Raw genomic sequence first — 25988 nt, 5'->3', positions numbered from 1 at the left:
CAAAGCAAATTACACGCTTATTTTTTTATGAGAATATATTTACTGTAATATTTAGAATATTTTTTAAAAGATAACGAAGACATTCCGAATTTTTTTCGGAGTGAAAGCGTTTCCTTGATGAGGAGGAGATAGGTGGTAGAAGGAATCGTTCAATAAAACTGTAAATATTATTTCTTGTACTAATAAAACAAATCTAGGGGGGCTAAATGATGAAAAAAGTAGTATATGGATTTTCACAAAAACTATTCGTCGTACCATTCTTGATACTAGCTTTGATACTTAGTGCTTGTGGAAAAACGGAGAGTACTCAATCAAATGTAAAAGCTGGAGACGGTACAAGTAAACATGGAAAAACGAGCATTAGCATGGCATTCCCTTCCTATAATGCTAGCTATCTGCCAGTATTCGTTGCTGAAAAGAATAAGCTTTTTGAGAAGAACAATCTTGTAGTTTCTATTACAAAGGTACAGGGCGGAGTCATTGCGCTTAGAGGACTTCAGACAAATGAGTTTCAGATTATTTCCAGTCTTCCAGAATCAGTCATTAATGGCATCGCATCTGGAGCGAATATCAAGTTGATTGGGACATTTGACGATCAATCCATGTATAGTATTTACACAACATCAGATATCAAAAAACCGGAAGATCTTAAAGGACAAGTTGTGGCAACGAATCGGACAGGAAATGGCACAGACATTCAGCTCCGCTGGTGGTTACAGCACAATGGATTGGAACCTGATAAGGATGTCCGTATTATAGAAGCCGGTGAAAACTCAACTCGTCTTCAAGCATTAGTAACCGGTCAAGCGAAGTTAACCATTCTAAGTCAGCCAACAGATTTAAAAGCAGAAGCTGCCGGAATGCATAAATTATCTCTTATGAGGGATGACCTGAAAACGTATAATCACAACATGTTAATTGCCAATGGCGAGTTTTTAAAGAACAATCCGGAAGCAGCAAAAGGCTTTATGGCTGCTATTGCTGAAGCAACCGAGTATGCAAAAAAGCCAGAAAATAAAGAGGAAATGGTTCAAATCATAATGGAAAAATTAGAAATGAGTCAGGGAGAAGCTGAAAAATCGGTTGATTTCGTGTTGCCTGCTTTAGCAGATAAAGGTAAAGCTAACATTGAAGGGCTTGAATGGGCTGTTAAAACGGCGAAAGAAGCAGGGATGCTAACAGGTGATATAACAATCGACCAATTATATGATGATTCTTATATTGTAGATTAAACAAGTACATTCTTAAGTAAAATCTATCTAAAGAGGTGATCGCCATGACTAAAACATTCGTAAAAACAAAGACCCCTATTTTAAAATTTGATAATCTGAACGTTATTTATAATGAAGGTCAGCCGAATCAAGTACATGCATTAAAGGATGTTTCCGGAGAAATACATGAGGGAGAATTTATTTCGATCATAGGACCGAGCGGATGTGGAAAAAGTACGCTTCTTCACACATTAGATGGGCTGCTTAAGCCTACCTCTGGTACTATTTTGATAAATGGATCAGAAGTTCATGGACCTGATGAAAATAGAGCAATGGTATTCCAGGATTTTGCCTTAATGCCATGGCAAACAGTCTATGATAATGTTGCTTTTGGATTACGGATGGCAGGAAAGAAAAACAAGGAGATTCGTGATAAAGTATTGCATTATATCAAAATGGTTGGCTTGGAAGGTTTTGAACATAAATACCCTCATCAGCTGTCCGGAGGAATGAAACAAAGGGTTGGAATCGCCCGTGGTTTTGCAGTAGAGCCAAAGGTTTTACTGATGGACGAGCCATTCTCTGCGATAGATGAACAAACACGGGAAATCATGCAGGAAGAAGTCTTGAAAATTATGTTAAATGAGAAGAAAACGGTCATTTTCATCACACACTCGATTGATGAAGCGGTTTTTCTCTCCAGCAGAATTATCTTAATGTCCGTGCGGCCTGGACAAATAGTGGATGAAATTAAAATAGATATCCCTTATCCAAGAACGCTTGAAACGAAAGTATTACCCGAATACCAGGAATATAAGCAGTCGATTTGGGATCATCTAAAAGGGGAAGTAAGAAGGCAATATAAGAAGGGGGAAGCATAATGCAAGAAGTAGGAGTTACTAAAAATCTCTCATCATCTACTTTGAAAAAGAGTACATGGAAGATACCTAAAGGTGTCCTCTATCCTTCTGTGACACTGCTCATTATTTTAATTATTTGGGAGTTATGCGGTCGCTTAAATCTCATAGATCCGTTTATGTTTAGCTGGCCAAGCAAAATTTTCACCGAAGCCATTGTCTTTTTCGTCTCTGCAGAGGTTTTTACACATCTGGCTGTCAGCGGGATGGAGGTTGGCATTGGATTTGCTATGGCGTTAATCGGGATTCCAATCGGATTAGCAATGGGATATTGGAAAAATCTTGAATTAGCTTTTGATCCCTTTGTAACAGCACTCTATACAACACCAATGATCGCATTGACACCATTATTTGTGTTATGGTTCGGTTTAGATACTCTTTCCAAGGTTATGATGGTGTTTGCCTTATCCATTTTCCCAATTTTGATTAACACAATGTCAGGTGTCAAAATGACGGACCCGTCTTTAATTAAGGCTGCCCGCTCCTATGGGGCAAGCAAAGGACAAATGTTTAAAGAGGTTATTTTGCCATCAGCTTTCCCATTTATTATTACTGGTATCCGCTTAGCACTTGGCCGAGCATTAATTGCAGTAGTTGTTGCAGAAATGCTTGCAGGTAATAAGGGAATTGGGTATGCAATCAGGCATGCATCAGAGCTGTTCCAAACTGCCCAATATTTAGCCTATGTGGCGGTATTAATGGTAGTAGCTGTTTTATTAACAGAGCTTTTAAAGATATTTGAAAAGAAAATTGCTCCTTGGCGGAATTTATAGGGTGAAAAAATTATAGTTTGAGCTGTTTTAAGGTTAAAAACGAAAAAACTCACCGAAATCGGTGAGTTTTTCCCTTCCCTCTCCTTATTATTGGATGGAGTTAAGAGTTACTAAAGGATTATTTAGGTTTTATCTTTTGATTTGGATTTAATATAAATGATGTCCTGATCAACCGTAGATTCCCTTTTTTGACGAGTTTCTTCTATTTAAATAATGTAATCCCGAGGTTCTTTTTTGCGTGTTTGTTATATTATTTAAAATAGTGGGAAATTTTAAAAAAAGTGAAAACTGTTCCATATACAGCAACAGCATAGTTGTATGTGGAACAATTAGTCGATAAAATAATATTAGAAAGTATTATAGATTGCCATTTTAAAGGAGGGTTTTTTAACCATGCAAGTCGAAACTAAAACGGTAGTAGAACCTATTGTAAAACCATTTGATTGTTTAAATTATATTGACGGAAAATTTGTTGAATCTGTAGATGGAAAAACATTTAAAAACGTGAACCCTGTTACCGAAGAAGTTTACGGTACAGTTGCAGAAGGAAGCGCAGCAGATATTGATTTAGCTGTTAAAGCTGCTAAACGTGCTTTTGAAGAAGGACCATGGGGAAAAATGAGTGTTCAAGCTCGTTCAAAAATTATCCGCAAAGTTGGGGATATTCTTGAAGCAAGACAAGAAGAAATCGCTCAATTAGAATCATTAGATACTGGTAAACATCTTAAATTCTCACGTCACGTTGATGCTCCTCGTGCAGCAGCAAACTTTCATTTCTTTGCTGACTATATGCTTTCCGTAGGGACAGAGGCATACCAGGATGAAGTTCATCATGCACTTAACTACGGTTACCGCCGCCCCATCGGAGTAGTTGGATTAATCCAGCCATGGAACCTTCCATTATTCTTATTAACTTGGAAATTAGCTCCAGCTTTAGCTGCAGGCTGTACAGTCGTTATTAAACCATCTGAATTAACTCCAATGACAGCAACAAAATTAATGGAAATTCTTAAAGAAGCTGGCGTGCCAGATGGAGTTGTAAACTTGGTTCACGGTTTTGGACCTGGCGCGGGCAGTGCAATCAACAAACACCCTGACATTGCAGGTATTGGCTTTATCGGACAAGTAAGTACAGGTGCTCGGATCATGGCGGAAGCTGCCCCAACATTGAAAAAACTATCTTTCGAATTAGGAGGTAAAAACCCGAACATCATCTTTGCAGATGTGGATATTGATGAAGTAGTCGCAACAACTGTTAGATCAAGTTTCACAAACCAAGGGGAAGTTTGCGTTTGCGGTTCAAGAATTTATGTTGAACGCCCAATTTTTGACGAATTCGTAGAAAAATTTGCAGCAAAAACAAGAGAATTAAAAGTTGGTGATCCATTTGATCTGTCCAACGATCAAGGCGCATTAGTTGCTAAGGTACACTATGATAAAGTAATGAGCTACCTGAAAATCGCTGAAGAAGAAGGCGGTACTTTCGTTACAGGAGGTAAGCGTCCTGAAGGTTTGGATAAGGGATATTTCATTGAACCGACTATTATTACTGGTTTAGATGACAGCTCTCGATGTGTTCGTGAAGAAATCTTTGGACCAGTTGTTACCGTTATTCCATTCGACTCCGAAGAAGAAGTGATTGCGGCAGCAAACGATACTCGGATGGGCTTAAGTAACACAATCTGGACAAACGATATCCGTCGTGCCCACCGTGTAGCACAAAAAATCGAATCAGGTTTATCTTATATCAACTGCTGGTTTGTACGTGATTTAAGAACTCCATTCGGCGGAACGAAGGATAGTGGAATAGGTCGTGTTGGTGGAGTTCACAGCTGGGAATTCTACACTGAATTAACTAATATTTGTGTTAAACTATAATTCTTTTTAGGCTGTGTCAGATGCCATTGTTGATTTGAGCGGAATAATTAAATGTTTCTCTGCATTTACACACTTTAACTACATAAATAAATAGAAAGGATGTATTCAATTGACTAGTAAAATTGAAAAGTTTGCAGCTCAGTTATTAGAAGCTGAAAAGAAACACGTTGGAATTGACCCTATAACAACAGTTGATCCAGAAATTACGGTTGATGAAGCCTACTATATTCAATTGGAAAATATCAAAAAGAAATTAAATGAAGGACAAAAAATTGTCGGCAAAAAAATCGGTCTAACCTCCGTTGCAGTTCAAAAAATGTTGGGAGTTGATGAGCCTGACTATGGACATCTATTAGATAGCATGGTGGTTGAAAATGGAGGTACGATTTTTTGCGAAAACATGCTCCAGCCAAAAATTGAAGGTGAAATCGCCTTTGTTTTGAAAAAGGATTTAAAAGGTCCAAATGTTACTGCTCTTGATGTATTACAAGCAACAGATTATGTTATTCCCGCCCTGGAAATTGTTGACAGTCGGGTGCAAGATTGGAAAATTAAACTGCAGGACACGGTTGCTGATAATGCTTCTTCTGGATTGTTTGTTTTAGGAGGCACGCCTACAAAAATTGAAGATATTAATCTTGAATTAATTGGTATGGTTTTATACCAAAATGGTGAAGTGGCGAATACCGGTGTAGGTGCAGCTGCACTTGGAAATCCTGCAACTTGTGTGGCATGGCTTGCCAACCGTTTAGCCGAATACGATATTACCCTAAAAGCCGGGGAAGTCATCCTGTCAGGGGCATTATCTGGCATGGTAGTTGCAAATCCTGGAGACAATTTTACAGCAAGGTTTGCTCATCTTGGACAAGTAAGTGTTAACTTTAAATAATAAATAATAAACTAATTAAAGTGACGAAAGAGGGGAAAAAATGGCTAGTGAGATTATTAGGCAAATTGCTGATTACTTAATTGCTGCAGAAGTAGATAAACGTGAGGTTGTAAAAGTTACTTCAAAAATTAAACCAGATTTAACAGTCGAAGAGGCTTATGAAGCACAAGAATTACTTGTTCAGAAAAAATTGGATGAGGGCAAGAGAATTGTTGGACCTAAAATGGGATTAACAAGTAAAGCAAAATGGGATCAAATGGGTGTCTCGGAACCAATTTACGGATATATTTTCGATTATATGCTGATTGATAACGGAGGTGCACTTCCTTATTCTGAACTAATTCACCCAAAAGTAGAAGCAGAAATTGCTTTTGTAATCGGCGAGGATATTGAAGGACCAGGGATTACAGGCGCTCAGGTACTGGCAAAAACAGAGTATGTTTTACCTGCACTTGAAATTATTGACAGCCGCTATGAAAATTTTAATTTTACACATACAGATGTTATTGCCGATAATACGTCTGCTTCCAGAGTAGTATTTGGAAATACGCTTAAAAAACCTAGTGAGTTTGACTTGGAATTAGTAGGCTCAACATTATCGATTAATGGAAAAATTAGAGAACTAGGTACGGGTGCAGCCGTTTTAGGACATCCTGCCAATGCAATTGCTGTATTAGCCAATGTGCTTGCAAGAAAAGGTGAAAGAATTTTGAAAGGTGACATCATTTTATCCGGAGCGATAACAAGTGCAGTACTGTTAAACGTAGGGGATTTTGTTTCTGCTAAATTTGATGGTCTCGGGGAAGTTACTTTCACTGTTACAGAATAATTTAATATATCTTGATTTCATACTTGAAAGTATAATAAAAAAACAGATGTTTCAAGAAGAACGATTCTTCAAACATCTGTTTTTTTGTGATTTTGATAGATTCTATTACTATTTATATACTTGGAAACATACTACTTTAAACTTGAAACCTTGTTTTTCGAAAACGTAATAAGGGGATTCCAGCTTCCCGATGATTGTCCGTCTGCATAATAGACTGGAGTACAATCTATGTCGATGACTCCCAAAAGCATCGCTACATGTCGGCCGCCTGATTCCACTTTAGCTATACTTGAAAATTGTGGCAGCATTTGATAGGCAGCATGATAATTTTTATTCATAATTAAATCTAAAAACTCTTTATTAAGGGCATGTTCAGAAAGAGTTGGCATATTGTGCCTTCCACGTACTAAGTTATGGGATAAAGCACCGCTTGAAACGAAAACAACCTTCTCCTTCGTATCCTGTAAAACCTTAGCGATGACTTGGCCCCATTTATAGGTTTCTTCGATATTAGCAGCTAGCGTAACAGATAGGTTGATAACAGGTATATCTTCTTTTGGGACGAGATACCGTAAAGGTACAACCGTACCATAATCCCACTCGAAATGCCCCCCGTATACCCCTTCGACTGGAATATTGGCCGCTTTTCCGGCTTCTACTAATTTTTTTCCCAAGTTTTCGTCACCAGGGTAATTATATGGAACGTCTGTAATCATATCTGGGGCTTCCTGTGCAGTCAGCAGCCCTTTATGAACTGGATTACAGTCAACATAATGTGCAAAAGTAGATGGCCAGTGACAAGAAACTAAAACAATCACATCCGGTTTGATTTGGGCAATTTCCTTTGCAACTTCTTTCAAACCCGCAACTATGTTTTGCTGAAAATCCGGTACTTTATCCTCGTGGCAAAGACTTGGAGCGTGTGGTACAAGCATGCTTAACTCAATTGACATGAATAATTCCTCCTAGATTGTTTTTATATAGTTTGAATTATTTTTGTATTTAAAAAATTTCAACCACTATGTTAATAGTGGCTTATTCCTTTTTCTCCTACAAGGATGTTATTCTTCTATATGGAACAAAAAGGAGATTTTCGTAAGTTTATTTGTGGTTCTTTTCAAGCATCAAAAAGCCCCTTTGCAAAAAGGAGCTTTTTGAAGTTTTGTTTTAAACTTTACATCCACGGTGAGACGGTAACTAATAACCGGGATGAGTCAACCTCTCCTGCAGCTGTTCTTAAAGCCAGGTCGGTCTCACTTAATTTATAATTATGTGAATTCATGATACCGAGAGGAAATTTACCGGAAGATATAAGCTCTACAGCCATTTGTACCGATTTATAACTATGTCCGCGAACTCCTTTAATTGTTAACGATTTGTTATAGATGATATCAAGATCAAAATCATTGAAGCGTTGGTGTTTTAATGCTCCTAATAACACAGTACCTCTTGTTTTTACCACTTCTAATGATGAGATGACAGGGTCCGTTCCTCCACTCGTTACATCAATAACTAAATCAGCCATTTTTCCATTCGTTATTTCAGAAACCTTTTCGATCAAATCCTCTGAACTTACATTAACCGTATAATCAGCACCAAGTTCCAGAGCCAGTTTCAGACGTTCAGCACTACTATTTCGTCCAGTCATAATTACCGTTTCAGCTCCGGCTGCTTTTGCAGCTAAAGCACATGCCAGTCCTTGCTGGCCTGGACCTTGAATAACTACAACATCCCCGGGGCCGACTTGCCCGATGATTCGCATCCATTCAAATCCGTTAGATAATGGTAATGTCAATGCTGCCTCATCAGCTGGAACATGAGAGGGAATTTTGTGGATTACAGCATTGGGATGCAGGTATAAATATTGACTGAAACCTCCGTAAAGCGATGGTTCAATAGCAATTGGTGTAGCTCCATATCTTATTCCATTCGCTTTTGGATTCGTGCTTGCACATAAACGATATAAACCGGTTCGACAAAATTCACATTGACCGCATGGAATATACTCTTCCATGACAATCCGGTCGCCTTCTTTAACGCCCCAACGCTTCGAAGCTAATTCACCAATTTTGTAAATATGACCTACTACATGGTGCCCTAAAATCATAGGTTCTTTTAAATTATTATAATAAGAAACATCCGTACCACAGACCCCTACAATTTCTACTTTTAAAATACCTGTATCTTTATCTATATCTGGTAATTGAACTTCTTTAATCTCTGTATGTTTGGTACTCGTTGCTACTGCAGATAATGCTACTTCTCCCATGAATACCCTCCTCTAAAAATCCTTATTTAGGTCCCTTACCCCGTTTTATTTTCAATATTAAATATGTTTTTATTACCCCTGTTTAAAACCATGAAAACTATTATAGGATTAAGATGTTTTCCAACTGCAAAGGAGTAACGTCCCCCTTGCTTTTAATTTTTAAGTTTACTAAGGTGGTAATCCCATACCTTTTGAATATTTTTCGGCTGCCAAATAAATTTTGACATACTAACGATTTCCTCATCCTCTAATGAATGAGCATAGCCTAATTGACTTGCCGTATATTGACGCTGTGCGTTCTCTTCTAAAAACACACTACGCACAAATGTTTCGATAATGGAATGACCGGTGATGACGGCACCATGTGCCTTTAAAAGAGCAATATGATGATCTTCTATTTTTCTTGCCAATTCATCGGCAATTTCAACGTTACTAATTGAATGAGATTTAGAGAAAACTGGAATCGTTCCCAGCACTGCTCCTTGTATAATGACTGGACGCAGCGGCATCTTCGCTATTGTAAAGAGCGTTGACCACCTGGGATGGGTATGACTGATCGCCTGAACATCTGGTCTACGCTTGTAAATTTGTGTATGAAGAGGATATTCATTTGGCGGCCTACCCGTTCCTTCAACAAGGTTTCCGTTCATATCAATGGTAATGATATTATCTACAGTTAAAGAACTTCTGCTTGCTTCAGCCGAGTTTATGAAAATCAAATCGGTTTTAGGAATCCGAACACTGGAATGACCATTAAAATCGATATGTCCGATATTCTCCAACATCCGAATCCCCTCTACCAGCTGCTTTTTTAACTCTTCAAGATGATAAACGTTCAAATAGTAACCTCCCATCACTAACCTAATCGCCTAACCAATTACGATAAAACCTGCTCCGATCATAGCAATAATAGCTGCCAAATAAACAGTTTTAGATGTTCCCTCATGAGTTTTAAAAATAAAAGCTGACAATATAAGTGTAAAAATAACATCGGTTGATGTAATAAGCGCTACTCTGGATACATCACTAAACAGAACACCACACCAATCAGGACAGTAAAAAGTGAATTCAAACGTTTAAGTGTAGAAGCCCGTACTGAACCTAAGTGCTGGATAGATGTAAATAGTAAACTTCTCCCGATGTAAGCTGTTAAGATACCTGCTAAAACATACCAGCCTATCCCTTTTGTTGTATATTGCGGCCAATCCTGAAATAGCCCCTTGGCCAGGGTGATGATGCCCGCAAGTCCAAAGGTTATCAGGACAGAGAGAAACGCTCCGTTATTTTTTGAAATAGGGGTTACCCCTTTTTTCACCATGACATTGGCACAGCCAAAAGAAAAGGCAGCGACTAAAGCTAAAATTTCCCCTATCATTCCACAGCTACCAAACTTGAATGATATCCGCTGATTCTACTGCATCCCAAAGGTTTTTCACATGAAACCCATCCCGTTCTGCTTCTGTCCATAAATCATCAACTGGCCTAAGCCCAATAACGACTGAGATATCATGATCCCGTAACATTTTTGCAAATTCCATGCCTTCTCTGCTGTATCCCAGTATCGCAATGGATTTACCATATAAATAATCTGGTATCACCAATTGTTCCGCTAATGCCATACGATTCACCCCTTAAAGTAAAAGCCAGTACGATAGAAAAATTCACAACTATTCTATCGTACATGGATTTCATCTAAATCTGAAATTCTAGTTAATTGCTTTAAATTGTTTTAATAAGCTGATATTTTGCTGTCATATTTTCCTGCAAACCTTTTCTCCAATCAACTCCCTTAGGAAGGAAGGCATCACAAGCCCTTACATCACGGTAGGTTTCTGGATGAATCCCTTTTGGAGCCTTACCACTTTCCACCTCTCTTACCGCTTCTAACAATAGCTGTCTTGCTGCAATAATTGCTAAATCGGCAGTTCCAAGACGTTCTTTTGTACGGTCAGGAAACGGTTTTTCCATAGTCTCCTGCAAAGCATAGTCCTGAGTGTTAATTCCCTCTATTCCGGTAAATGTTTTCGTGCGCTGAACTTCTCGATCAATGAGATAATCATTGGAAGGATTTCGTTTTAATCGATAACCTGGCAGTACATCATCAGGACCTCTTCCAAAGGCAATCTCCTGCTGTAAGGAAAATTCCGGATCTAAAGGAATGGAAGGTTCAGAAGTATATTTAAAATTCCAGACCCACACACTTTCATCATCAATTGGTACCCATATGTGACCGCGAATGGTTGGATATTCCTCTTGGCTGCCATCGTGCCACTTCAACATCTGACCACGCATTTGCTGGGACGGCATGATAAACTGATAGGCACGAATATAGTTGCCATCATCTTTTAAATCGCGGATCCCCGCATAACGAAAACCGTAATCCGTTTTATCCACTTCGAGCTTTGGATTTGTTGCACGGTTGCGTAAGGAATTTTTATCTTGGATATTGTTATTATGAGCAAACGACGAATGGGAGGTATCAATTCCGCCTTCAAGAGCTTGCAGCCAATTGCAGCCCTCATAGGTTTTCGACACTTGGAAATGAGTTTCAGGTGCCCTCAACCATTCATAATCCGGAAAGCTTGGCTGTTTTTCTTTAGGTCCCATATAGGTCCAAACGATCCCGTTTTTCTCCCAAGTCGGATAAGATGTCAGATGAACTTTTTGCTTAAAGTTGCTTTCACTCGGTTCATTTGGCATATCTACACATTCACCGTCTCGATTAAACTTCCATCCGTGATATGTGCAGCGAATCCCGCATTCTTCATTCCTACCCCAGAATAAATGCGCCCGGCGATGTGGACAATACGCGTCTAAAATCGCTACCTTCCCCTCTGAATCACGGAAAGCAACCAGATCTTCCCCTAATATTCTCAATCTAATTTGCGGACTATCTGGTTTAGGTACCTCTTCTGAAAGAATTGCCGGGACCCAGTATCTTCTGAATACTTCCCCCATTGGTGTTCCTTTGTTCGTTAGACATAGTTTTTCATTATCCTCTTTTTTTAACATAAAGCTCTCTCCTTTTTAAGATTATTTTGAATTTATTGATCATTTATAAGAAAATTATACGATGATAAAAGGGAGTATTATAGGGAGGGTTCTTGCATATGAAACAAAATGAAAAAAATAATCAACCTTTTTAAAAATTATTTATCTGCACCCATAAAAGAAACAGGTTGTTGCGATAGTTTATTTTCTTTTTCAGCGAAAAGGGACAGGTTACTACTGTAATCATACGAGGTAGAGATTACTTGCGGGGATAGAGGCTATGCACATGATCAAAAAAGGACAGACTCTCCAAAGGGAGAAGTCTGTCCAAAATCAAAAGAATTCATCCATCAACTGTTTGGACTAGTTGCTTAAGACCAGGGGGCACTAGAAATCTTTTGCATTTTTTTATTTTCTTCAAGTATTTTCACCAGAACATGATTCCTATTTTATTTCGCCTCAACGATATGAGGGGGATTCTTATAATTAAGGTTTGAATGTTGAGGCTCAAAAGTCATGAGCACATTTCCACTGCCCGAAGATTGACCATAGCCATAATAATTACTTTTCTTACTCTCTTCCAGCACACCTAGCAGCGCTGCCAGATGACGGCCACCTGATTCTACACCCGCATTTCTCGCATACTGAGAAAGCATGTTCCTCGCAGATGAAAGGTCATTGTTTTGCAAATACTCTAGGAATTGACGGTCAAGAGCCTGCTCAGATAAGGATGGCATTGCCTCCGGTCCCCTTACAAGGTTATGGGAAAGAGCACCGCTACTGATAAACATGACATGTTTATCGCTTTCCCGTAAAACTTTTCCTATTTGTTGTCCCCAAGCATACGTTTCTTCTAAACTAGCAGCCCATGTCACTGAGAGATCAATGACAGGGATATCTTCTTTTGGAACGAGATAGCGAAGAGGGACGATTGTACCGTAATCCCATACGTATGTTGGATCGTCTACCGCTATGACAGGAAGACCTGTCTCTATCCCTGCGGATACTAATTGGTTGGCTAGCTCTGTATCTCCGGGATAATAGTAGGGAACATCGGAAATAAGTTCAGGACACTCGAATGCCGTTAAAATCCCCCTGTGTTCAGGCGTAACATCCACAAAATGCTTAAAACTGGACAACCAATGACAAGAAATCATCACGAGCACATCAGGCTTTGCTTCTTCAATGACCTTTGCCACTTGATGCATTCCCTCCACGATCTCGTTCAAAAATTCCGGAGCTTGATCCTCATGACACATGCGAGGTGTATGAGGTGTAAGTATTCCTAGTTCAAGCGTCATTTGCACTTCTCTCCTTTCCATTTACGTTCTATCTGTTTGGCATGTCTGATACAGATATACCCCCGATTCCCCAGTGAGTTTTTGGCACTTCTGATACAAGAATACGAACGTTTTCTTTTGGAGCACCAAGCGTAGTGCTGACGACTTCTGTCACATTATGAATGAGTTCCTTCACTTTCTCTTCGGGTCTTCCTTCCAAAATCTGAATGTTTACAATCGGCATAGCCTAATCACCTCCTCTAACATGAAGAAATGTTCTATTCAGCCATCTTAAAAGACACTTCTCTTAAACCGTCAAGCTTAGCTAAAACCTTATTTCCAGACGCTCAGCGAATGCATCCGTTTTTCAACCTTTGACTTCTTGTTATTTATAGTAACGGGGTGTTGTTCATTATACAACAAACTCATTCTCCTATATGGAACAAAAAAATAAAAATTTTTAAATTATTTAGAATATTGCACTTGTTATGAGGTTTAAGTTAAAATATGTTGTACATCATAAGAGATTAATGTTCTTATATAAGCATCAATTAGAAAGGAGAATGTTTATGGAGACTAAGAACAATCAAGATTACCTGCTTTCTTCAGTAAAAAATGCTCTTCGTCTATTACGAAGCTTTTCGATAGATGAACCTGAGAAAAAGGTAACTGACTTGGCTTCTTCATTGGGTCTGGGCAAAAGCACAGTTAGTCGTTTATTAGCGACTCTCGCAAGTGAAGGGTTTGTGTATAAAGACCCTGAGACGCAAAAATATCGTTTAGGTCTCACCATTCTTAATTTAAATACCATAGTCACTTCAAACCTTGAAATTAACCGTGAATCACAACCTGTTCTCCAAAAGCTGGTCAATGAGGTTGGAGAAACAGCTCATATTGCTGTATTGGAAAATATGGGTGTTGTTTATTTAAATAGGGTAGAGTGCAAACATCCCGTACAAATTTTATCTCATATCGGAAGAAGAAACCCTCTTCACTGTACGAGCTCAGGAAAAGTGATCCTTGCCCACCAGAAGGAGGAAATAATTGAACAATTCTTCGAAGAAGGCCTTCAAAAATATACGATGAATACAATAGCCGATCCTGATGACCTTCGCAACATATTAAAAACTGTCAAGGAACAAAGATATGCGGTAAGTGTTGAGGAACTTCGCGAAGGAGTTGCATCGGTTGCAGCCCCAATATGGGATTACACCGGAAAAGTCATGTATGCTGTAAGTGTTGTTGGACCTGTCCATCGTATGAATCCTCATAACCCTGCACTCATTAATAAAGTGAAAAGTGCGGCTAAAGAAATATCTGAGAGGCTGGGTTACAGGAAACATTAATTTTTCAATTGAGAAAAAGGAGCGTGATTACTTTGTTTGATATGCATACTCACTTCATTCCGCCAGATGTCTTGCTTTGGCTTAAGGATAACCAGAATTTGGTTCAAGCAAGATGGGAGAAAAAATCACCAGATCAAGCTGACTTTCTTACAGTAAATAATAAATGGGGATTTGAGCTCAAAGAGTCATTTATCAATCCTGGATTATATCTGCAGGAACAAGAAAAAGCGGGCGTTTCTCATTCCCTTGTCTCACCTATTCCCCAGCTTTTTATGTATGATTTTCCTGAATATATTACAAGTGAGCTTTCAACAGTCTACAATCGTTCACTTGGCAATTGGATTCATGACAACAGTGAGCGATTATCGGCACTAGCTACCATTCCATTAAACAATCCTGTCCATGCAGCGAACGAAATAAAGCATGCAATGAATTTAGGATTAAAAGGAGCTATTATTGGGCCAGGGCTATCAAATGTCATGTTAACAGACGAATTTTTCACTCCATTTTGGGAGGAAGCCAATTATCAAAAAGCCATCATTTTTATTCATCCTCTGCTTTGTGAGGATCCGCGACTTCAGAAAAGGATGATGCCTAATCTAATTGGGGTACCGTGGGAAACAACCATTTGTGCTGCAGATTTATTGTTAAGTGGTATGCTGGACAAATATCCAAATGTAAGAATTTTGCTAGCTCATGGCGGCGGCTTACTTCCCTACCAGATTGGGCGTTTAAATAAAGGTTATGAAAAATGGATAGGGGTTTCCTCTTCATTGCAAGCTCCTCCAGAAGAGTACTTGCGCCGCTTTTGGTTTGATAACGTACTTTGGAACAATACAAGCTTGAATTTTCTCGTAGAAATGGTTGGATCCGATAGAGTGGTTCCTGGATCGGATTTTCCTTTCGACCTATGTGCTTGGCCTCCTATAGCAAATAATGAGAGTGGAGTTAAATCTCTCCTATCTATCTAAAGGAGTTATAATAGAACGACTAGCAGTCAAGGCTTTATGAAAGCGCTTGACTGCTTGTGTATCACTTCTATAAATTAATTACCTCTGCCACACAAAGTTGACAGAGGCGGTTATTGCCCTTGAAGATTTCATCTTTCCAAAAATGGGAATTAAAATGCCCAGTTCCCATTTCGGAAAATAGGTTCGATTCTTCCATCTGGAAGCATACCGTCAATATCCATATCACAAGAGCCAATCATAAAATCTACATGTGTCATACTTTCATTTAAACCGATTGTTGCAAGTTCCTCTTTAGACATCGTTTTTCCTTCGTCTAAACAAAACGGAAATCCTTCGCCAATTGCTAAGTGATTTGAGGCATTTTCGTCGAAAAGCGTGTTATAAAAAATGGTATTTGAGTTTGAAATCGGCGACTGATGCGGAACAAGGGCGATTTCCCCAAGATACCTGCTGCCATCATCTGTTTCAATCAATTGTTTAAGTGTCTCATACCCGTTTTCACAGGTGAAATCTACGATTTTGCCTTCTTTGAATGTTAAGGTAAAGTTCTCGATAAGGTTTCCAGAGTAACTTAATGGTTTGGTACTGGCAACGAAGCCGTTTACCCCGTATTTATTAGGAGAAGTAAATACTTCTTCTGTAGGAATATTCGCTATGAAAAGTGTCCCTTTTTCATTATGATTTCCTGCACTCACCCATTTGTGTTTTTCTGATAGTTCTATGGTTAAATCGGTGCCAGGTGCACGGTAATGTAGTGATTTGTATTTTCGGCCATTTAAATAATTAGCTTTACTATCTAACGCTGCTATATGCTCTTTCCATGCCCCAATTGTATCCTCATCGTCGATTCTCGTTGCAGAAAAAATAGCATCCCAAAGCGCATTGATTCTTTCCGCTTCATCAATATTCGGAAACACTTTATCGGCCCAATCCTGATTAGGATACGCAACAATCGTCCAGGCAAATTTATCACTCAACATATAGGTTCGAAATTTAGCAAGTGCTGTACCTGATGCTTTATTAAAGTTCGAGATTCGCTCTGGGTCAATTCCATTTAATAAATCTGGGTTTCTTGAATCGATAAAGATAAAGGCAGCATTCTTTGCAGCCAGCTCTTCCCGCTGCATGACACGGTAGGTTGGGAAATCAGTAAAAACCTCATCGGATGCAGATTCATATTTCATTCGAGTTAACGTGTCATCATTCCATTCATAGATTACTTCGCTTGCACCGATTTCATAAGCTCTTTTTGTTATTAATTTTACAAACTCATAACTTTCAATTGAAGCTGAAATAAATAAAATTTGTCCCTTTTGAACATTTGCTCCGATTTCAACTGCCAGAGCAGCGTATTTTTCTAATTTTTCATGAAAAGTTCTCATATCGTTTCCCCTTTGTATAAAATTCTTGCAAATACAGATGGAAAATTACCTACTATCCTTAGAGGAATAATATGAATTTGGTTTCTTTTTTCATCAAAAGAGTTCACACATCCTCATCGAATACCTTTTGTCTACAATCTGAGCCTAGCTTTTTAAGCTAGGTTATTTATGTATCTGCAGTATTTATTAAAATCATATCAATTTTATAAATCTATTTCTCCAGTCCTCTGCAAGAGCATCAACCGTCAATATTTTTTCAACGGATGTTTTATCTTGTTGTTGATGAAAAAGAATTTGTGTAGCAAAGGAAACGGATATTTCTTTTGAGTGTTTTTCAATAAGAGTGATTTCCGAATCGAAATTAATCGTCCCCTCTTCCAATACCCGAAAAAAGTAACCAGTAAGGGTTGTCTCAACTACTTTCTTTAAAAATTGATTCTCCTGATTATATTTGGAGATAGTTGCACAAGGCACTCTCCCTTGTGTTACTTGAACAATGGTTTCCCCTATTTTAAATATATCGCCAATACAAACTTGTTCTTCCACCATTCCTGTTGCAGTAATATTTTCCCCAAAGGCAGGTAGAATTAGCTTTTTTTGAAATATCTCTTCCCAATAAGAGTAATGCTCAAATGCATATAAACATACCGCACGATCTGGTCCACCGTGAAACTTGTGGTTTTGAACATCATCACCTACAAAGCCAGATTTTTTCAGCTCAACAGCTTGTACAGATGACTTTCCGATTGCGGAAAGTTCTTTTTTATTGTTCCAATTAAATTCCTTCGGTTTTCCAACAGCTAAATTAATAATTTTTCGATTCAATTTGAATTTACCTCACTTTTACAAAACTCTTTATTCAATATGCAAATCCTTATTCAATATGCAAATCCGCACCCTGGCCAAATGAAGGAGGAGCTAATCATGTATATTCCTAAACATTTTAACAAAAAAAGCAGTACCTACTTGGAATTATGTGTCTATTCATATAAAGATACTATACAAGTGGCATCCCTTATGAAGAAAAATCTACAAAAATAAAAGTTTTTTCATCTGTTTTGTAGCGCTAACGTGCCTTATTGAGCAGGATTGTCATAACGAATTTTGTTTTTATCTTTCGACATTTTTCCGCAATCTAGGAAGGGTAAAAAAATACATTTGAGAGTAGAATCATATAAAGTTTATTGATTTTATTGTCATTACCTTTACTAGAAGGGATAGAAATTTTTGGTAAGTCGAGATTTTGTCAAATCTTGACCTTTTTTTTAGCTTTATTCAATTTCATTTTATTTGTAAAATATAAAAAAGTTAGAAAACATTTATAGAAATACCTAAATGCAATTGAATTTATTAGAGAAGTGCACGAACCAAAAAGTTAGAATGAAATAAAGGAGATAGAACAAAATGTACAAGTATACAATCTATGTAACGCATAATGGCAAAGTCTATCAAACCAACGTAATAGCTACCAAAAACCAAACAGAAGAAGAAGTTTATCGTATAGCACAAGAACAAGTTCTTAAACAATGGGCAAATTAAATACGGGATCTTGCGATTAAATTGGAACTTCCACTTGAAAAGTAGATTTTGGATTGCTTCCTTTACTAGAAATCTAGCTGCCAATGGTGGCTTTTTTTGTTTAACAAAAGGACGGGTTCGTGAAAGGGAAGAAAAAAAGAACCTTCTTGCAAATACAAATAAATAAAGGTCATTTAAGATGGATAAATACCTACTATTCTTAGACGGAATAATTTGAATTTGGTTTCTTCTTTCATCAAAAGAGTTCACACATCTTTTATTCAAGGGGTCTAATGAAAATAGCCCCTCTCACCATTTGAGAGGGGTTTTATCTATGGTAAAAAAACATTAAATAGAATTCAAAAAGGATTGAATAAATGGGATAGCAGCACCTACAGGTACCCCATTAACGGATGAACGGCTTATGTGAATAAAAGGCTCGCTGCTCGGAAATGCAGATTTTTCATTAATTTTTTCATGAAGAATGTCAATGTCTTCTTCTATTAAGTATGGAGATAGATGTCCACCTAGTATAAATTCTCTGTTAAGGACAAGATGGATATTGTTGATTGAAAATGCCAATTGATCTAAAAAGGAATTCCACCTCTCAGCATAAGAAGGGATACCCATACGAACCTGTTGGAAGAAAAAATCTAATGACTCATCTTCATCCAGAAGGGCATTAATAGAGCTATACGTTTCCATGCATCCTTTTTTTCCGCAGTAGCAGGAAGGCCCGTTAGGATTAATCGTCATATGCTCGATTGTTCCGCTATGTCCGTGTTTTCCCATATAAATTTGATCATTGATAATAATGGCTCCGCCAAGATGGGGACCAATCGAGAGATATACAGCATCTCCAATATCATTTCTTACCCACAACTCCGTTGTTGCTGCACACTTTGCATCATGTAAAAACCTACAAGGATAATGGAGAAATTGGGTAAAAACCCCAATCTCTAATCCTGTTGGTATTAATATTTTTCCATACGTTATTTTTTCACCGTCATTTGATGTCAATCCTTGTACAGCAAAACCAATCCCAAGAATTTGATCCTCTTCCACATTAAGAGATGTGATAAAAGACTGTACAGCATAGCTTAGCTCTTTATAATACCTCTCCACATTGGAATAATCCATCGCAAGTCTCTGATGTTGAAAAGCATGGCCGCGTAAATCAATGGCTATAATTTGGACGGTCCTTTTCTGTATTTCTATTCCAATGCTGATACGAGCTTGAGGACATATTGCATAAGCGGTGGCACGCCTGCCTACCGAAGATTCAAACTGCCCACTCTTCTCAATCAATTTTTCTTTTTCCAAGCGAACGAGATTTTGGGTCACAGTTGGTAAACTTAAATTTAGTTGGTTCGCAATTTCTTGTTTAGAAAGTTTCTGATTTTGATATATGAGATGATAAATCGAGGAATAATTACCTCTTTTTATATCTTTAAATGTGATGCTATTTTCCATGTTATACCTCATTTTGCAAAATAATTTTATAAAAAACCTTTTTTAAATTCAATTTAAATATACCATACAAATTCATACAATCACAACTTTGTCATGAAGTGTCTGCCATTTTAATATTTTGTCCTTATTGACTTCGTTAAGAAAACGTTTTATTATGTAAATACATTTTATAAAACGACTTTATAAAATTCATTTCACAAAAAAAGAAATGGGGAAAAAAATATGGGCATTATTGAAAAAATGAGACTAGACGGGAAGAAAATTTTTGTCACTGGTGGTGCAAGGGGAATTGGGAAAAGTGTTGCGACCGCTTTTGCTGAAGCAGGAGCAGATATAGCCATCGTTGACCTGGATATCGAGGAAGCAAGCAAGACAGCAAAAGAACTAGCAGAAAATAATGGGATTCAATCCATTGCCATCAAGGCAGATGTTACAAACCCAGAAGATGTAAATGCCATGATTGAAGAAGTACTGGGTGCTTTCGGCCGTTTAGATGTTGCCTTCTGTAATGCCGGAATCTGTATGAATGTTCCCGCAGAGGAAATGACGTATGAACAGTGGAAAAAAGTGATTGATATTAATCTCTCCGGCGTATTTCTAACAGCGCAGGCAGCTGGTAAAGTCATGTTAAAACAAGGCAGCGGTTCTATTATTAATACGGCATCGATGTCAGGGCATATTGTGAATGTGCCACAACCGCAAAGCTCCTACAATGCCTCAAAAGCCGGGGTCATCCAATTGACTAAATCCCTCGCGGTGGAATGGGCGACAAGAAATGTCCGCGTCAATTCTATTAGTCCTGGATATATTGGAACCGAACTGACATTAAATTCTCCAAGCCTACAGCCATTGATTCAACAGTGGAATGAAATGGCACCGCTTCACAGAATGGGAAGACCGGAAGAACTTCAGTCCATCTGTGTCTATCTTGCAGGAGATACTAGCAGCTTCACTACGGGATCTGACTTTGTCATCGATGGTGCCTTTACTTGTATTTAATAGACTAAAAGATTCTTAGGAGGAGTAACTATGAAGTACTTACTTGGTACAGATATCGGAACATCCGGCACCAAAACCATCCTAATGGACACAGAAGGCAATTTGATTGCTCAAGATTTACAAGAATACGATGTTCTGACCCCAAAGCCTTTATGGGCAGAGCAGTGGCCAGATGTATGGCTTGATGCAGCAAGAACATCCATTAGAAACACGGTACATAAGTCAGGAATTCCAGCGGAGAACATAAAGGGTATCGCTATTAGCTGTCTATACGGGGGTTCTGGAATTCCCTTGGACGAAAACATGGAACCGGTTAGGCCATGCATGATTTGGATGGATCGAAGAGCAGAAGACGAAACAAAATGGGTAATCGATACGATCGGAGAAGCAAAACTACTCGACATTACCCATAATGGGGCCGACCCTTATTATGGCTTTACCAAAATGTTATGGATGAAAAATCATGAACCGGAAAATTGGAATAAAACCAAGCTTTTTCTTCCGCCAAATGATTATGTCATTTATAAGCTGACTGGAGAAATTGCTATTGATTATTCTTCTGCAGGAAATATCGGCGGGATTTTTGATATGAATAACAGAACCTGGTCCAAAGAGTTGATGAATGCGATGGGCATTCCGCTGTCGATGATGCCAGAAAAGATCGTAGAATCAACTGATATTGTAGGTGGATTGACAAAAGAAGCCGCAGCCGAGTTGGGACTTTCTGAAGGAATGCCAGTGATCGCCAGTGGCATTGACTGTGGTGCTGCCAATATCGGTCTCGGTGTATTTGAATCTGGGATTTATGCAGCAGCCATTGGAACTTCTATGTGCGCGGCCTTCATTTCCGATAAACCAGTGAAAGGAAAAGATTTGATTGTCTGGCCCTACTTATTTGATGCCAAAAGACTTTCCTATAATTTTGCTGGTGGAGCGACAGCTGGAGCGATTGTGAAATGGTTCCGTCAAACGATGTGCCAATATGAATTGGAAGCAGAGAAAGCAGGCGGGAAAAATGCCTATGATCTATTGAATGAACAAGCTGCAGAAATTCCAGTTGGAAGCGATGGGTTGATTGTCCTTCCATACTTTATGGGAGAAAGAAGTCCAATTTGGGATTCCGATGCAAAAGGGACAATCGTGGGACTTTCATTGGCGCATACCAAAGCGCATATTTATCGTGCCTTTCTGGAAGCGGTTGCGTTCTCTTTACGGGATGCAATGGAAGCGACAGGAGAAGACCTTGGAGAATATATCCTGCTGGCCGGCGGAGTCACCAAATCAAAATTGTGGAGACAAATCTTCGCCGATGTCACGGGTTATCCAGTGGTCTGTCCTATTCATGATGTAGAAGCGAATATGGGTGATGTCATGCTGGCTGGAATTGGCACAGGTCTTCTCTCTTATGAAGGTGTGAAGAAATGGCAGGTTCTCGACCAGAAGATTATGCCTAATAAGGGGAATCATCAGAAATATACTGAGTATTACCAAGTTTATAAATCTATCTATCAAAATTTAAAAGCTGATATGAAAACGTTGACAAGGCTTTCTGCAAGATAATTTGAGCATAAGCAAATAAAGGATGGTTGATGCAGATGAATAGATGGAAGAAAAGAATTGGATACGGGGCGGGCGACTTCGCCTGTAACCTCGTATTTAGTACTATGGCGTCTTACCTGTTATTTTTTTATACAGATGTCTTTGGAATCACTGCAACTGTTGCTGGTACGTTAATGTTAGTAACCAAAGTCATTGATGCTTTTGCCGATACCGGTATGGGATTATTGGTTGACCGGACTCGTACGAGATGGGGACAAGGAAGACCCTACTTCATCATTGGAGCGATTCCGTTTGCTGTTTTTACGATTATGACCTTCATTGTTCCTGACTTCAGTCTATCAGGAAAAATTCTCTGGGCGTATATCACTTATTGCTTGTTGAACATTGCTTATACAGTGGTCAATATCCCATTAAATACGATTGTACCAAGGTTAACGTCTGATAACCATGAGCGGAACTGGTTAGTTTCGACTAGGATGATTTGTGCATTAATTGGAACCGCTTTAGTTATGACGATTACGACGCCGCTTGTCACTTTCTTTGGTCAAGGAGATAACCAAAAAGGCTATTTGATGACAATGACCATTTATGGCATCGCCGCGATATTCGTGTTTGTGTTTACCTTTATGAATACAAAAGAGGTGGTTCCGCCTACCGTTCAACCTGGGAAGTCCTCTTTTAAAGACGATTTTAAAGGATTGACGGGCCCTGCTGTTATTTTCTTTATCTTGAACTTTCTCTATTTTGGTCTTTTTGTCATTCGAAATACAACCGTGATCTACTATTTCACCTATAATCTGGGACGTACGGATTGGCTGACGTTTGTCGGACTATTCGGCATTCTTTCTGGGCTTCCAATGCTGCTGCTCTTGCCTTGGCTTCAAAAGAAAATGCCGAAGAAAAATGTGTTGCTATTAAGTACGGTCATTTATATTGTCGGAGATTTAGTGATTTATTTCGGAAAGTCATCACCTGCCTTATTGATTGCCGGGTTGACGATTACCGGGCTAGGGATTTATGGAATCTTCGGTACTACCTTTGCGATCCAGCCAGATGTTATTGATTATTCAGAGTACAAAAACAACAGAAGTATTGCAGGAATGATTGCAGCCTTTCAAGGTTTTTCTGTTAAAGTAAGCTTGGGGCTTGGGAGTGCACTCGTTGGTGTTATTTTGAAAATGGGCGGCTATGTTCCAAATACCACACAAACTGCCAAAGCTTTATCCTATATTGAAATTAGTTTTATCTGGGTGCCATTGGTCATTTGTTTACTGATTGGAATTACGATATGGTTCTATAAACTTGACGATAAACGGGCCGAAATGGATGTAGAACTCGACCGCCGACGTGAATTGGTAAACCAAAAGGTTGAAAGCCACAATGCCGTAAACCTCTAATAAATTGGAGCCTTTCTGAATAGAGAGGCTCTTTTCTTATGTTCCATCTATGTTTTATTCTTCCTCTATATGCCTGAACACCACAGGAGGCAGATGAACAAGTTTGACAAAAAAATTAAATATACCTAATATAATTATTAATCTCTTAATTCAAATAGGAAGCAGGTGTTTGCATGCAGTATAGTATTGGTGTTGAATATGGCCTGCATTGCCTTGTTTATTTAATTGATATTCCTTCAGATTCAAGCATAGGAATAAAGGATCTTTCTGCCTTTCAAGGCATTTCAGAGACCTATCTCTCAAAAATTTTTGCCAAATTAGCCAAGGCTGGTATCGTAAATTCAGTACCTGGGGTTAAGGGCGGCTATAGATTAGCGAGGTCCCCAGAAGAAATTTCTTTTTGGGATGTAATCGAAGCAATTGAAGGGAAAAAGCCCATTTTTCAATGTAAAAACATAAAAGATAATGGCCTTCTAGTTCGAGATAACCAAAACTCCAGCTGCTGCTCCGGAACTTCCGCCTGCACCATTAACCTAGTTATGCTTGAGGCAGAAGAAAATATGCGAAATTTCTTACGTAAAAAGACCCTTTCATGGCTGAATGAAGAGCTGGATCATGTTTTATCGAAACAAACACGTCAAGATACACGTGAATATTTTGAGAAGAGCAACAGTTAATCAAGACACCCCTTTCCCCTTCTATCCCGCAAGTTAAGGGGGTCTTTACCCAATTACCCATAAATTTCAAAAAACGGCTCCAAAAACAAACATTCTATCCCGATTCATTTCCCCTACTAAAACCAAATTCTCTTATCTTATGATAATCCCTATATTACAAATCAAGCGCTAATCCCCTTTTGAGGTTAGCGCCCGATTAATGTATACATAAAAATTCTATTTTGCCGCAGTTGCGAAATTTCCCATTGAAATCGAGATTCGATTCCAACTATTAATTTGATTGATCAAAATAACAAGATCTACATAATCCTTTTCACTAAAATGAGCACGGACTCGATCATAAAGCTCATCGGGCACTCGCTTAGTTGGTATTAACGTCACATGTTCAGTTAATTCTAATGCTGCTTTTTCAGCATCCGTGTAGAAGTCACAATCTTCCCATGCGCTTACGCAGTATAAACGTTGTTCCGTTTCACCCATTTTTCGAGCATCAGCGGTATGCATATTAATACAATAAGCACAGCCATTAATTTGAGAAGCACGGATTTTAATTAGTTCTCGGAGCTTACGGTCTAGTCCAGTAGTTTTCGTATACTTCTCCATTTCCATCATGATTTTAAGTGCTTCAGGTGCTATATCATAGTAATTAATACGTAGTTCCATTTTTATTCCCCCTATAATTATAGATACAGTTAATCGACGATTAACTGTATCTATAATTTACACCTTTAATTAGCTTTTGTCAATTCGAGATAATTGGTTCTCCATAGAATAGGACTTTAAAAATTTAGCCTAGATATACGGTCCACATGGAAGGTTCCTTAAAGTGATAATGGACCACGCTATCGAGATTGGCGGGTTATTGCTTATTATTTATGTGGTCGAAAGATGGTGGAAAAGTAAGCACTAGATTATCCGTAAAAATAAATAACCCGGAGTTTTCTCCGAGCATTCAGTAGTATTAATATTCATCTATAGCTAAAACAGCTATTGCATAGACACCATATTCACTTCTCTAAACAGTTCTAGTTCCTTTGCCAAGGCTTCTCTCATTTTCTCTCCACACCTTTGACTACACAAACGAAAAATTCCACCATTGGATTTAGCCTCCGAACCTTGGGCCACAACAATCATAGGAACACTTGTATTACGAGAAAGAAGTGCAGCATCTATCCACTAAAAGTGGTATTATAATGGCTAGTGAAATGTATAGGAGGGTTATCTTGAAAAAGCTTGTAAAAGTTGTTGCTGCCATTATTGAAAATGAACAGCAAGAAGTTCTATGTGCGCTAAGATCTCCAGAAATGTCTATTCCAAATATGTGGGAGTTTCCTGGTGGTAAAGTGGAAGCAAATGAGGACATTTATTCAGCGCTAAAAAGGGAAATCGATGAAGAGCTAGGCTGTAAGATTGAGACATTTAACGAAGTTTTTAATGACAACACCCATGAATACGAAACATTTATTATCAACTTGATATCAATTAAATGTAGAGTTGTTGAGGGGACACCGATGCCAAGTGAGCATTCAAAGTTAATTTGGTTAAAACGAGAAAACTTAGATTCACTGAAATGGGCACCGGCGGATGTTCCAGCTGTTGAACAATTAATCCAAGAAAAATAGTCTTCT

26 protein-coding genes and 1 pseudogene are annotated in these 25988 nt (G+C 38.5%); 15 read left to right on the top strand and 12 right to left on the bottom strand.

Annotated features, from left to right (window positions below; genetic code table 11):
* The first annotated feature begins 206 nt into the window (after positions 1-206).
* The 6 genes from M3610_RS16970 to M3610_RS16945 all read left to right on the top strand — a co-directional run bounded on the left by M3610_RS16970 (position 207) and on the right by M3610_RS16945 (position 6497).
* On the top strand, positions 207-1232 hold the full coding sequence (locus M3610_RS16970) for an ABC transporter substrate-binding protein (RefSeq protein ID WP_251460851.1): 1026 nt from the start codon (positions 207-209) through the stop codon (positions 1230-1232).
* Between the two features lie 44 nt (positions 1233-1276).
* The gene (locus M3610_RS16965; protein ID WP_098575956.1) at positions 1277-2092 is read left to right on the top strand and encodes an ABC transporter ATP-binding protein; all 816 of its coding nucleotides are present in this window, start codon (positions 1277-1279) and stop codon (positions 2090-2092) included.
* Complete coding sequence (locus tag M3610_RS16960; protein ID WP_251460849.1) at positions 2092-2901, top strand: ABC transporter permease; 810 nt, start codon at positions 2092-2094, stop codon at positions 2899-2901. The genes M3610_RS16965 and M3610_RS16960 overlap by 1 nt, the downstream gene beginning before the upstream one ends.
* 393 nt (positions 2902-3294) lie before the next feature.
* Entirely contained in the window at positions 3295-4779 is a 1485-nt protein-coding gene (locus M3610_RS16955) for an aldehyde dehydrogenase (protein ID WP_098575958.1), read from the top strand.
* A gap of 109 nt (positions 4780-4888) precedes the next feature.
* The gene (locus M3610_RS16950) at positions 4889-5668 is read left to right on the top strand and encodes a 2-keto-4-pentenoate hydratase (RefSeq protein WP_098575959.1); all 780 of its coding nucleotides are present in this window, start codon (positions 4889-4891) and stop codon (positions 5666-5668) included.
* A 40-nt stretch (positions 5669-5708) separates the two neighbouring features.
* A complete protein-coding gene (locus M3610_RS16945) occupies positions 5709-6497 on the top strand; it encodes a 2-keto-4-pentenoate hydratase (RefSeq protein ID WP_251460847.1) in 789 nt (262 codons plus the stop codon).
* Between the two features lie 131 nt (positions 6498-6628).
* Here the strand turns inward: M3610_RS16945 and M3610_RS16940 are convergent, their stop codons facing one another.
* The 6 genes from M3610_RS16940 to M3610_RS16915 form a co-directional block, all read right to left on the bottom strand.
* Positions 6629-7450 (bottom strand): DODA-type extradiol aromatic ring-opening family dioxygenase, encoded by an 822-nt coding sequence (locus M3610_RS16940; protein WP_098575961.1) that lies wholly within the window; start codon positions 7448-7450, stop codon positions 6629-6631.
* 221 nt (positions 7451-7671) lie between these two features.
* Entirely contained in the window at positions 7672-8766 is a 1095-nt protein-coding gene (locus M3610_RS16935; protein ID WP_251460839.1) for a zinc-dependent alcohol dehydrogenase, read from the bottom strand.
* A 152-nt stretch (positions 8767-8918) separates the two neighbouring features.
* The gene (locus M3610_RS16930) at positions 8919-9605 is read right to left on the bottom strand and encodes a class II aldolase/adducin family protein (protein WP_218936519.1); all 687 of its coding nucleotides are present in this window, start codon (positions 9603-9605) and stop codon (positions 8919-8921) included.
* 170 nt (positions 9606-9775) lie between these two features.
* Positions 9776-10141, bottom strand: a complete 366-nt coding sequence (locus tag M3610_RS16925; RefSeq protein ID WP_251460837.1) for a DMT family transporter — start codon at positions 10139-10141, stop codon at positions 9776-9778.
* 7 nt (positions 10142-10148) lie between these two features.
* Positions 10149-10385: a ketol-acid reductoisomerase gene (locus M3610_RS16920; RefSeq protein ID WP_098575965.1), complete on the bottom strand. Its 237-nt coding sequence runs from the start codon at positions 10383-10385 to the stop codon at positions 10149-10151.
* Positions 10386-10485: 100 nt separating this feature from the next.
* Entirely contained in the window at positions 10486-11778 is a 1293-nt protein-coding gene (locus M3610_RS16915) for a Rieske 2Fe-2S domain-containing protein (RefSeq protein WP_098575966.1), read from the bottom strand.
* 238 nt (positions 11779-12016) lie between these two features.
* Between M3610_RS16915 and M3610_RS16910 the strand changes: the two are divergent.
* Positions 12017-12132, top strand: a pseudogene (locus M3610_RS16910) (IS6 family transposase); the annotation flags it as partial.
* Positions 12133-12206: 74 nt separating this feature from the next.
* On the opposite strand, the gene M3610_RS16905 reads toward M3610_RS16910, so the two are convergent.
* Positions 12207-13058, bottom strand: coding sequence for a DODA-type extradiol aromatic ring-opening family dioxygenase (locus tag M3610_RS16905; protein ID WP_251460835.1), 852 nt, complete (start codon positions 13056-13058; stop codon positions 12207-12209).
* A gap of 28 nt (positions 13059-13086) precedes the next feature.
* The gene (locus M3610_RS16900) at positions 13087-13281 is read right to left on the bottom strand and encodes a 4-oxalocrotonate tautomerase (RefSeq protein WP_098575968.1); all 195 of its coding nucleotides are present in this window, start codon (positions 13279-13281) and stop codon (positions 13087-13089) included.
* A 319-nt stretch (positions 13282-13600) separates the two neighbouring features.
* Here M3610_RS16900 and M3610_RS16895 point away from each other — a divergent pair, with 319 nt between their 5' ends.
* Positions 13601-14383 carry an IclR family transcriptional regulator gene (locus M3610_RS16895; RefSeq protein ID WP_098575969.1) on the top strand — a complete coding sequence of 261 codons (783 nt, stop codon included), beginning with the start codon at positions 13601-13603 and terminating at the stop codon, positions 14381-14383.
* A 32-nt stretch (positions 14384-14415) separates the two neighbouring features.
* Positions 14416-15354: an amidohydrolase family protein gene (locus M3610_RS16890; protein ID WP_251460833.1), complete on the top strand. Its 939-nt coding sequence runs from the start codon at positions 14416-14418 to the stop codon at positions 15352-15354.
* Between the two features lie 149 nt (positions 15355-15503).
* Here M3610_RS16890 and M3610_RS16885 read toward each other — a convergent pair whose 3' ends face one another.
* Both M3610_RS16885 and M3610_RS16880 read right to left on the bottom strand, forming a co-directional pair.
* Entirely contained in the window at positions 15504-16736 is a 1233-nt protein-coding gene (locus M3610_RS16885; RefSeq protein ID WP_251460832.1) for an aminopeptidase, read from the bottom strand.
* Positions 16737-16928: 192 nt separating this feature from the next.
* Positions 16929-17561 (bottom strand): MOSC domain-containing protein, encoded by a 633-nt coding sequence (locus tag M3610_RS16880; RefSeq protein ID WP_251460830.1) that lies wholly within the window; start codon positions 17559-17561, stop codon positions 16929-16931.
* A 579-nt stretch (positions 17562-18140) separates the two neighbouring features.
* Between M3610_RS16880 and M3610_RS16875 the strand changes: the two genes are divergently transcribed.
* Entirely contained in the window at positions 18141-18275 is a 135-nt protein-coding gene (locus M3610_RS16875; RefSeq protein WP_098575974.1) for a BA3454 family stress response protein, read from the top strand.
* 327 nt (positions 18276-18602) lie between these two features.
* On the opposite strand, the gene M3610_RS16870 is transcribed toward M3610_RS16875, so the two are convergent.
* Positions 18603-19727 (bottom strand): ROK family transcriptional regulator, encoded by a 1125-nt coding sequence (locus tag M3610_RS16870; protein ID WP_251460828.1) that lies wholly within the window; start codon positions 19725-19727, stop codon positions 18603-18605.
* A gap of 222 nt (positions 19728-19949) precedes the next feature.
* Here M3610_RS16870 and M3610_RS16865 point away from each other — a divergent pair, with 222 nt between their 5' ends.
* From M3610_RS16865 to M3610_RS16850, 4 genes are all read left to right on the top strand, one after another.
* Entirely contained in the window at positions 19950-20726 is a 777-nt protein-coding gene (locus M3610_RS16865) for an SDR family oxidoreductase (protein WP_251460826.1), read from the top strand.
* Positions 20727-20756: 30 nt separating this feature from the next.
* A complete protein-coding gene (locus M3610_RS16860) occupies positions 20757-22286 on the top strand; it encodes an FGGY-family carbohydrate kinase (RefSeq protein WP_251460824.1) in 1530 nt (509 codons plus the stop codon).
* 35 nt (positions 22287-22321) lie between these two features.
* A complete protein-coding gene (locus M3610_RS16855; protein ID WP_251460822.1) occupies positions 22322-23683 on the top strand; it encodes an MFS transporter in 1362 nt (453 codons plus the stop codon).
* A gap of 173 nt (positions 23684-23856) precedes the next feature.
* Complete coding sequence (locus M3610_RS16850) at positions 23857-24360, top strand: RrF2 family transcriptional regulator (protein WP_251460820.1); 504 nt, start codon at positions 23857-23859, stop codon at positions 24358-24360.
* A 216-nt stretch (positions 24361-24576) separates the two neighbouring features.
* Here the strand turns inward: M3610_RS16850 and M3610_RS16845 are convergent, their stop codons facing one another.
* Positions 24577-25023 (bottom strand): carboxymuconolactone decarboxylase family protein, encoded by a 447-nt coding sequence (locus M3610_RS16845; RefSeq protein WP_251460818.1) that lies wholly within the window; start codon positions 25021-25023, stop codon positions 24577-24579.
* A gap of 560 nt (positions 25024-25583) precedes the next feature.
* Here M3610_RS16845 and M3610_RS16840 point away from each other — a divergent pair.
* The gene (locus tag M3610_RS16840; protein ID WP_251460816.1) at positions 25584-25982 is read left to right on the top strand and encodes a (deoxy)nucleoside triphosphate pyrophosphohydrolase; all 399 of its coding nucleotides are present in this window, start codon (positions 25584-25586) and stop codon (positions 25980-25982) included.
* Positions 25983-25988 lie beyond the last annotated feature (6 nt).

The sequence above is a fragment of the Neobacillus sp. MER 74 genome, assembly GCF_023714155.1.
The sequence above is the reverse complement of the archived record's forward strand: the minus strand, read 5'-3'. Positions and strand labels throughout refer to the sequence as shown.

Bases quoted from the DNA above. Each gene is read 5' to 3' on its own strand.
- M3610_RS16970 (WP_251460851.1), top strand. From the start codon at position 207: ATGATGAAAAAAGTAGTATATGGATTTTCACAAAAACTATTCGTCGTA.
- M3610_RS16965 (WP_098575956.1), top strand. From the start codon at position 1,277: ATGACTAAAACATTCGTAAAAACAAAGACCCCTATTTTAAAATTTGAT.
- M3610_RS16960 (WP_251460849.1), top strand. From the start codon at position 2,092: ATGCAAGAAGTAGGAGTTACTAAAAATCTCTCATCATCTACTTTGAAA.
- M3610_RS16955 (WP_098575958.1), top strand. From the start codon at position 3,295: ATGCAAGTCGAAACTAAAACGGTAGTAGAACCTATTGTAAAACCATTT.
- M3610_RS16945 (WP_251460847.1), top strand. From the start codon at position 5,709: ATGGCTAGTGAGATTATTAGGCAAATTGCTGATTACTTAATTGCTGCA.
- M3610_RS16940 (WP_098575961.1), bottom strand. From the start codon at position 7,450: ATGTCAATTGAGTTAAGCATGCTTGTACCACACGCTCCAAGTCTTTGC.
- M3610_RS16935 (WP_251460839.1), bottom strand. From the start codon at position 8,766: ATGGGAGAAGTAGCATTATCTGCAGTAGCAACGAGTACCAAACATACA.
- M3610_RS16925 (WP_251460837.1), bottom strand. From the start codon at position 10,141: ATGATAGGGGAAATTTTAGCTTTAGTCGCTGCCTTTTCTTTTGGCTGT.
- M3610_RS16920 (WP_098575965.1), bottom strand. From the start codon at position 10,385: ATGGCATTAGCGGAACAATTGGTGATACCAGATTATTTATATGGTAAA.
- M3610_RS16915 (WP_098575966.1), bottom strand. From the start codon at position 11,778: ATGTTAAAAAAAGAGGATAATGAAAAACTATGTCTAACGAACAAAGGA.
- M3610_RS16905 (WP_251460835.1), bottom strand. From the start codon at position 13,058: ATGACGCTTGAACTAGGAATACTTACACCTCATACACCTCGCATGTGT.
- M3610_RS16900 (WP_098575968.1), bottom strand. From the start codon at position 13,281: ATGCCGATTGTAAACATTCAGATTTTGGAAGGAAGACCCGAAGAGAAA.
- M3610_RS16895 (WP_098575969.1), top strand. From the start codon at position 13,601: ATGTTTATGGAGACTAAGAACAATCAAGATTACCTGCTTTCTTCAGTA.
- M3610_RS16885 (WP_251460832.1), bottom strand. From the start codon at position 16,736: ATGAGAACTTTTCATGAAAAATTAGAAAAATACGCTGCTCTGGCAGTT.
- M3610_RS16875 (WP_098575974.1), top strand. From the start codon at position 18,141: ATGTACAAGTATACAATCTATGTAACGCATAATGGCAAAGTCTATCAA.
- M3610_RS16870 (WP_251460828.1), bottom strand. From the start codon at position 19,727: ATGGAAAATAGCATCACATTTAAAGATATAAAAAGAGGTAATTATTCC.
- M3610_RS16865 (WP_251460826.1), top strand. From the start codon at position 19,950: ATGGGCATTATTGAAAAAATGAGACTAGACGGGAAGAAAATTTTTGTC.
- M3610_RS16860 (WP_251460824.1), top strand. From the start codon at position 20,757: ATGAAGTACTTACTTGGTACAGATATCGGAACATCCGGCACCAAAACC.
- M3610_RS16855 (WP_251460822.1), top strand. From the start codon at position 22,322: ATGAATAGATGGAAGAAAAGAATTGGATACGGGGCGGGCGACTTCGCC.
- M3610_RS16850 (WP_251460820.1), top strand. From the start codon at position 23,857: ATGCAGTATAGTATTGGTGTTGAATATGGCCTGCATTGCCTTGTTTAT.
- M3610_RS16845 (WP_251460818.1), bottom strand. From the start codon at position 25,023: ATGGAACTACGTATTAATTACTATGATATAGCACCTGAAGCACTTAAA.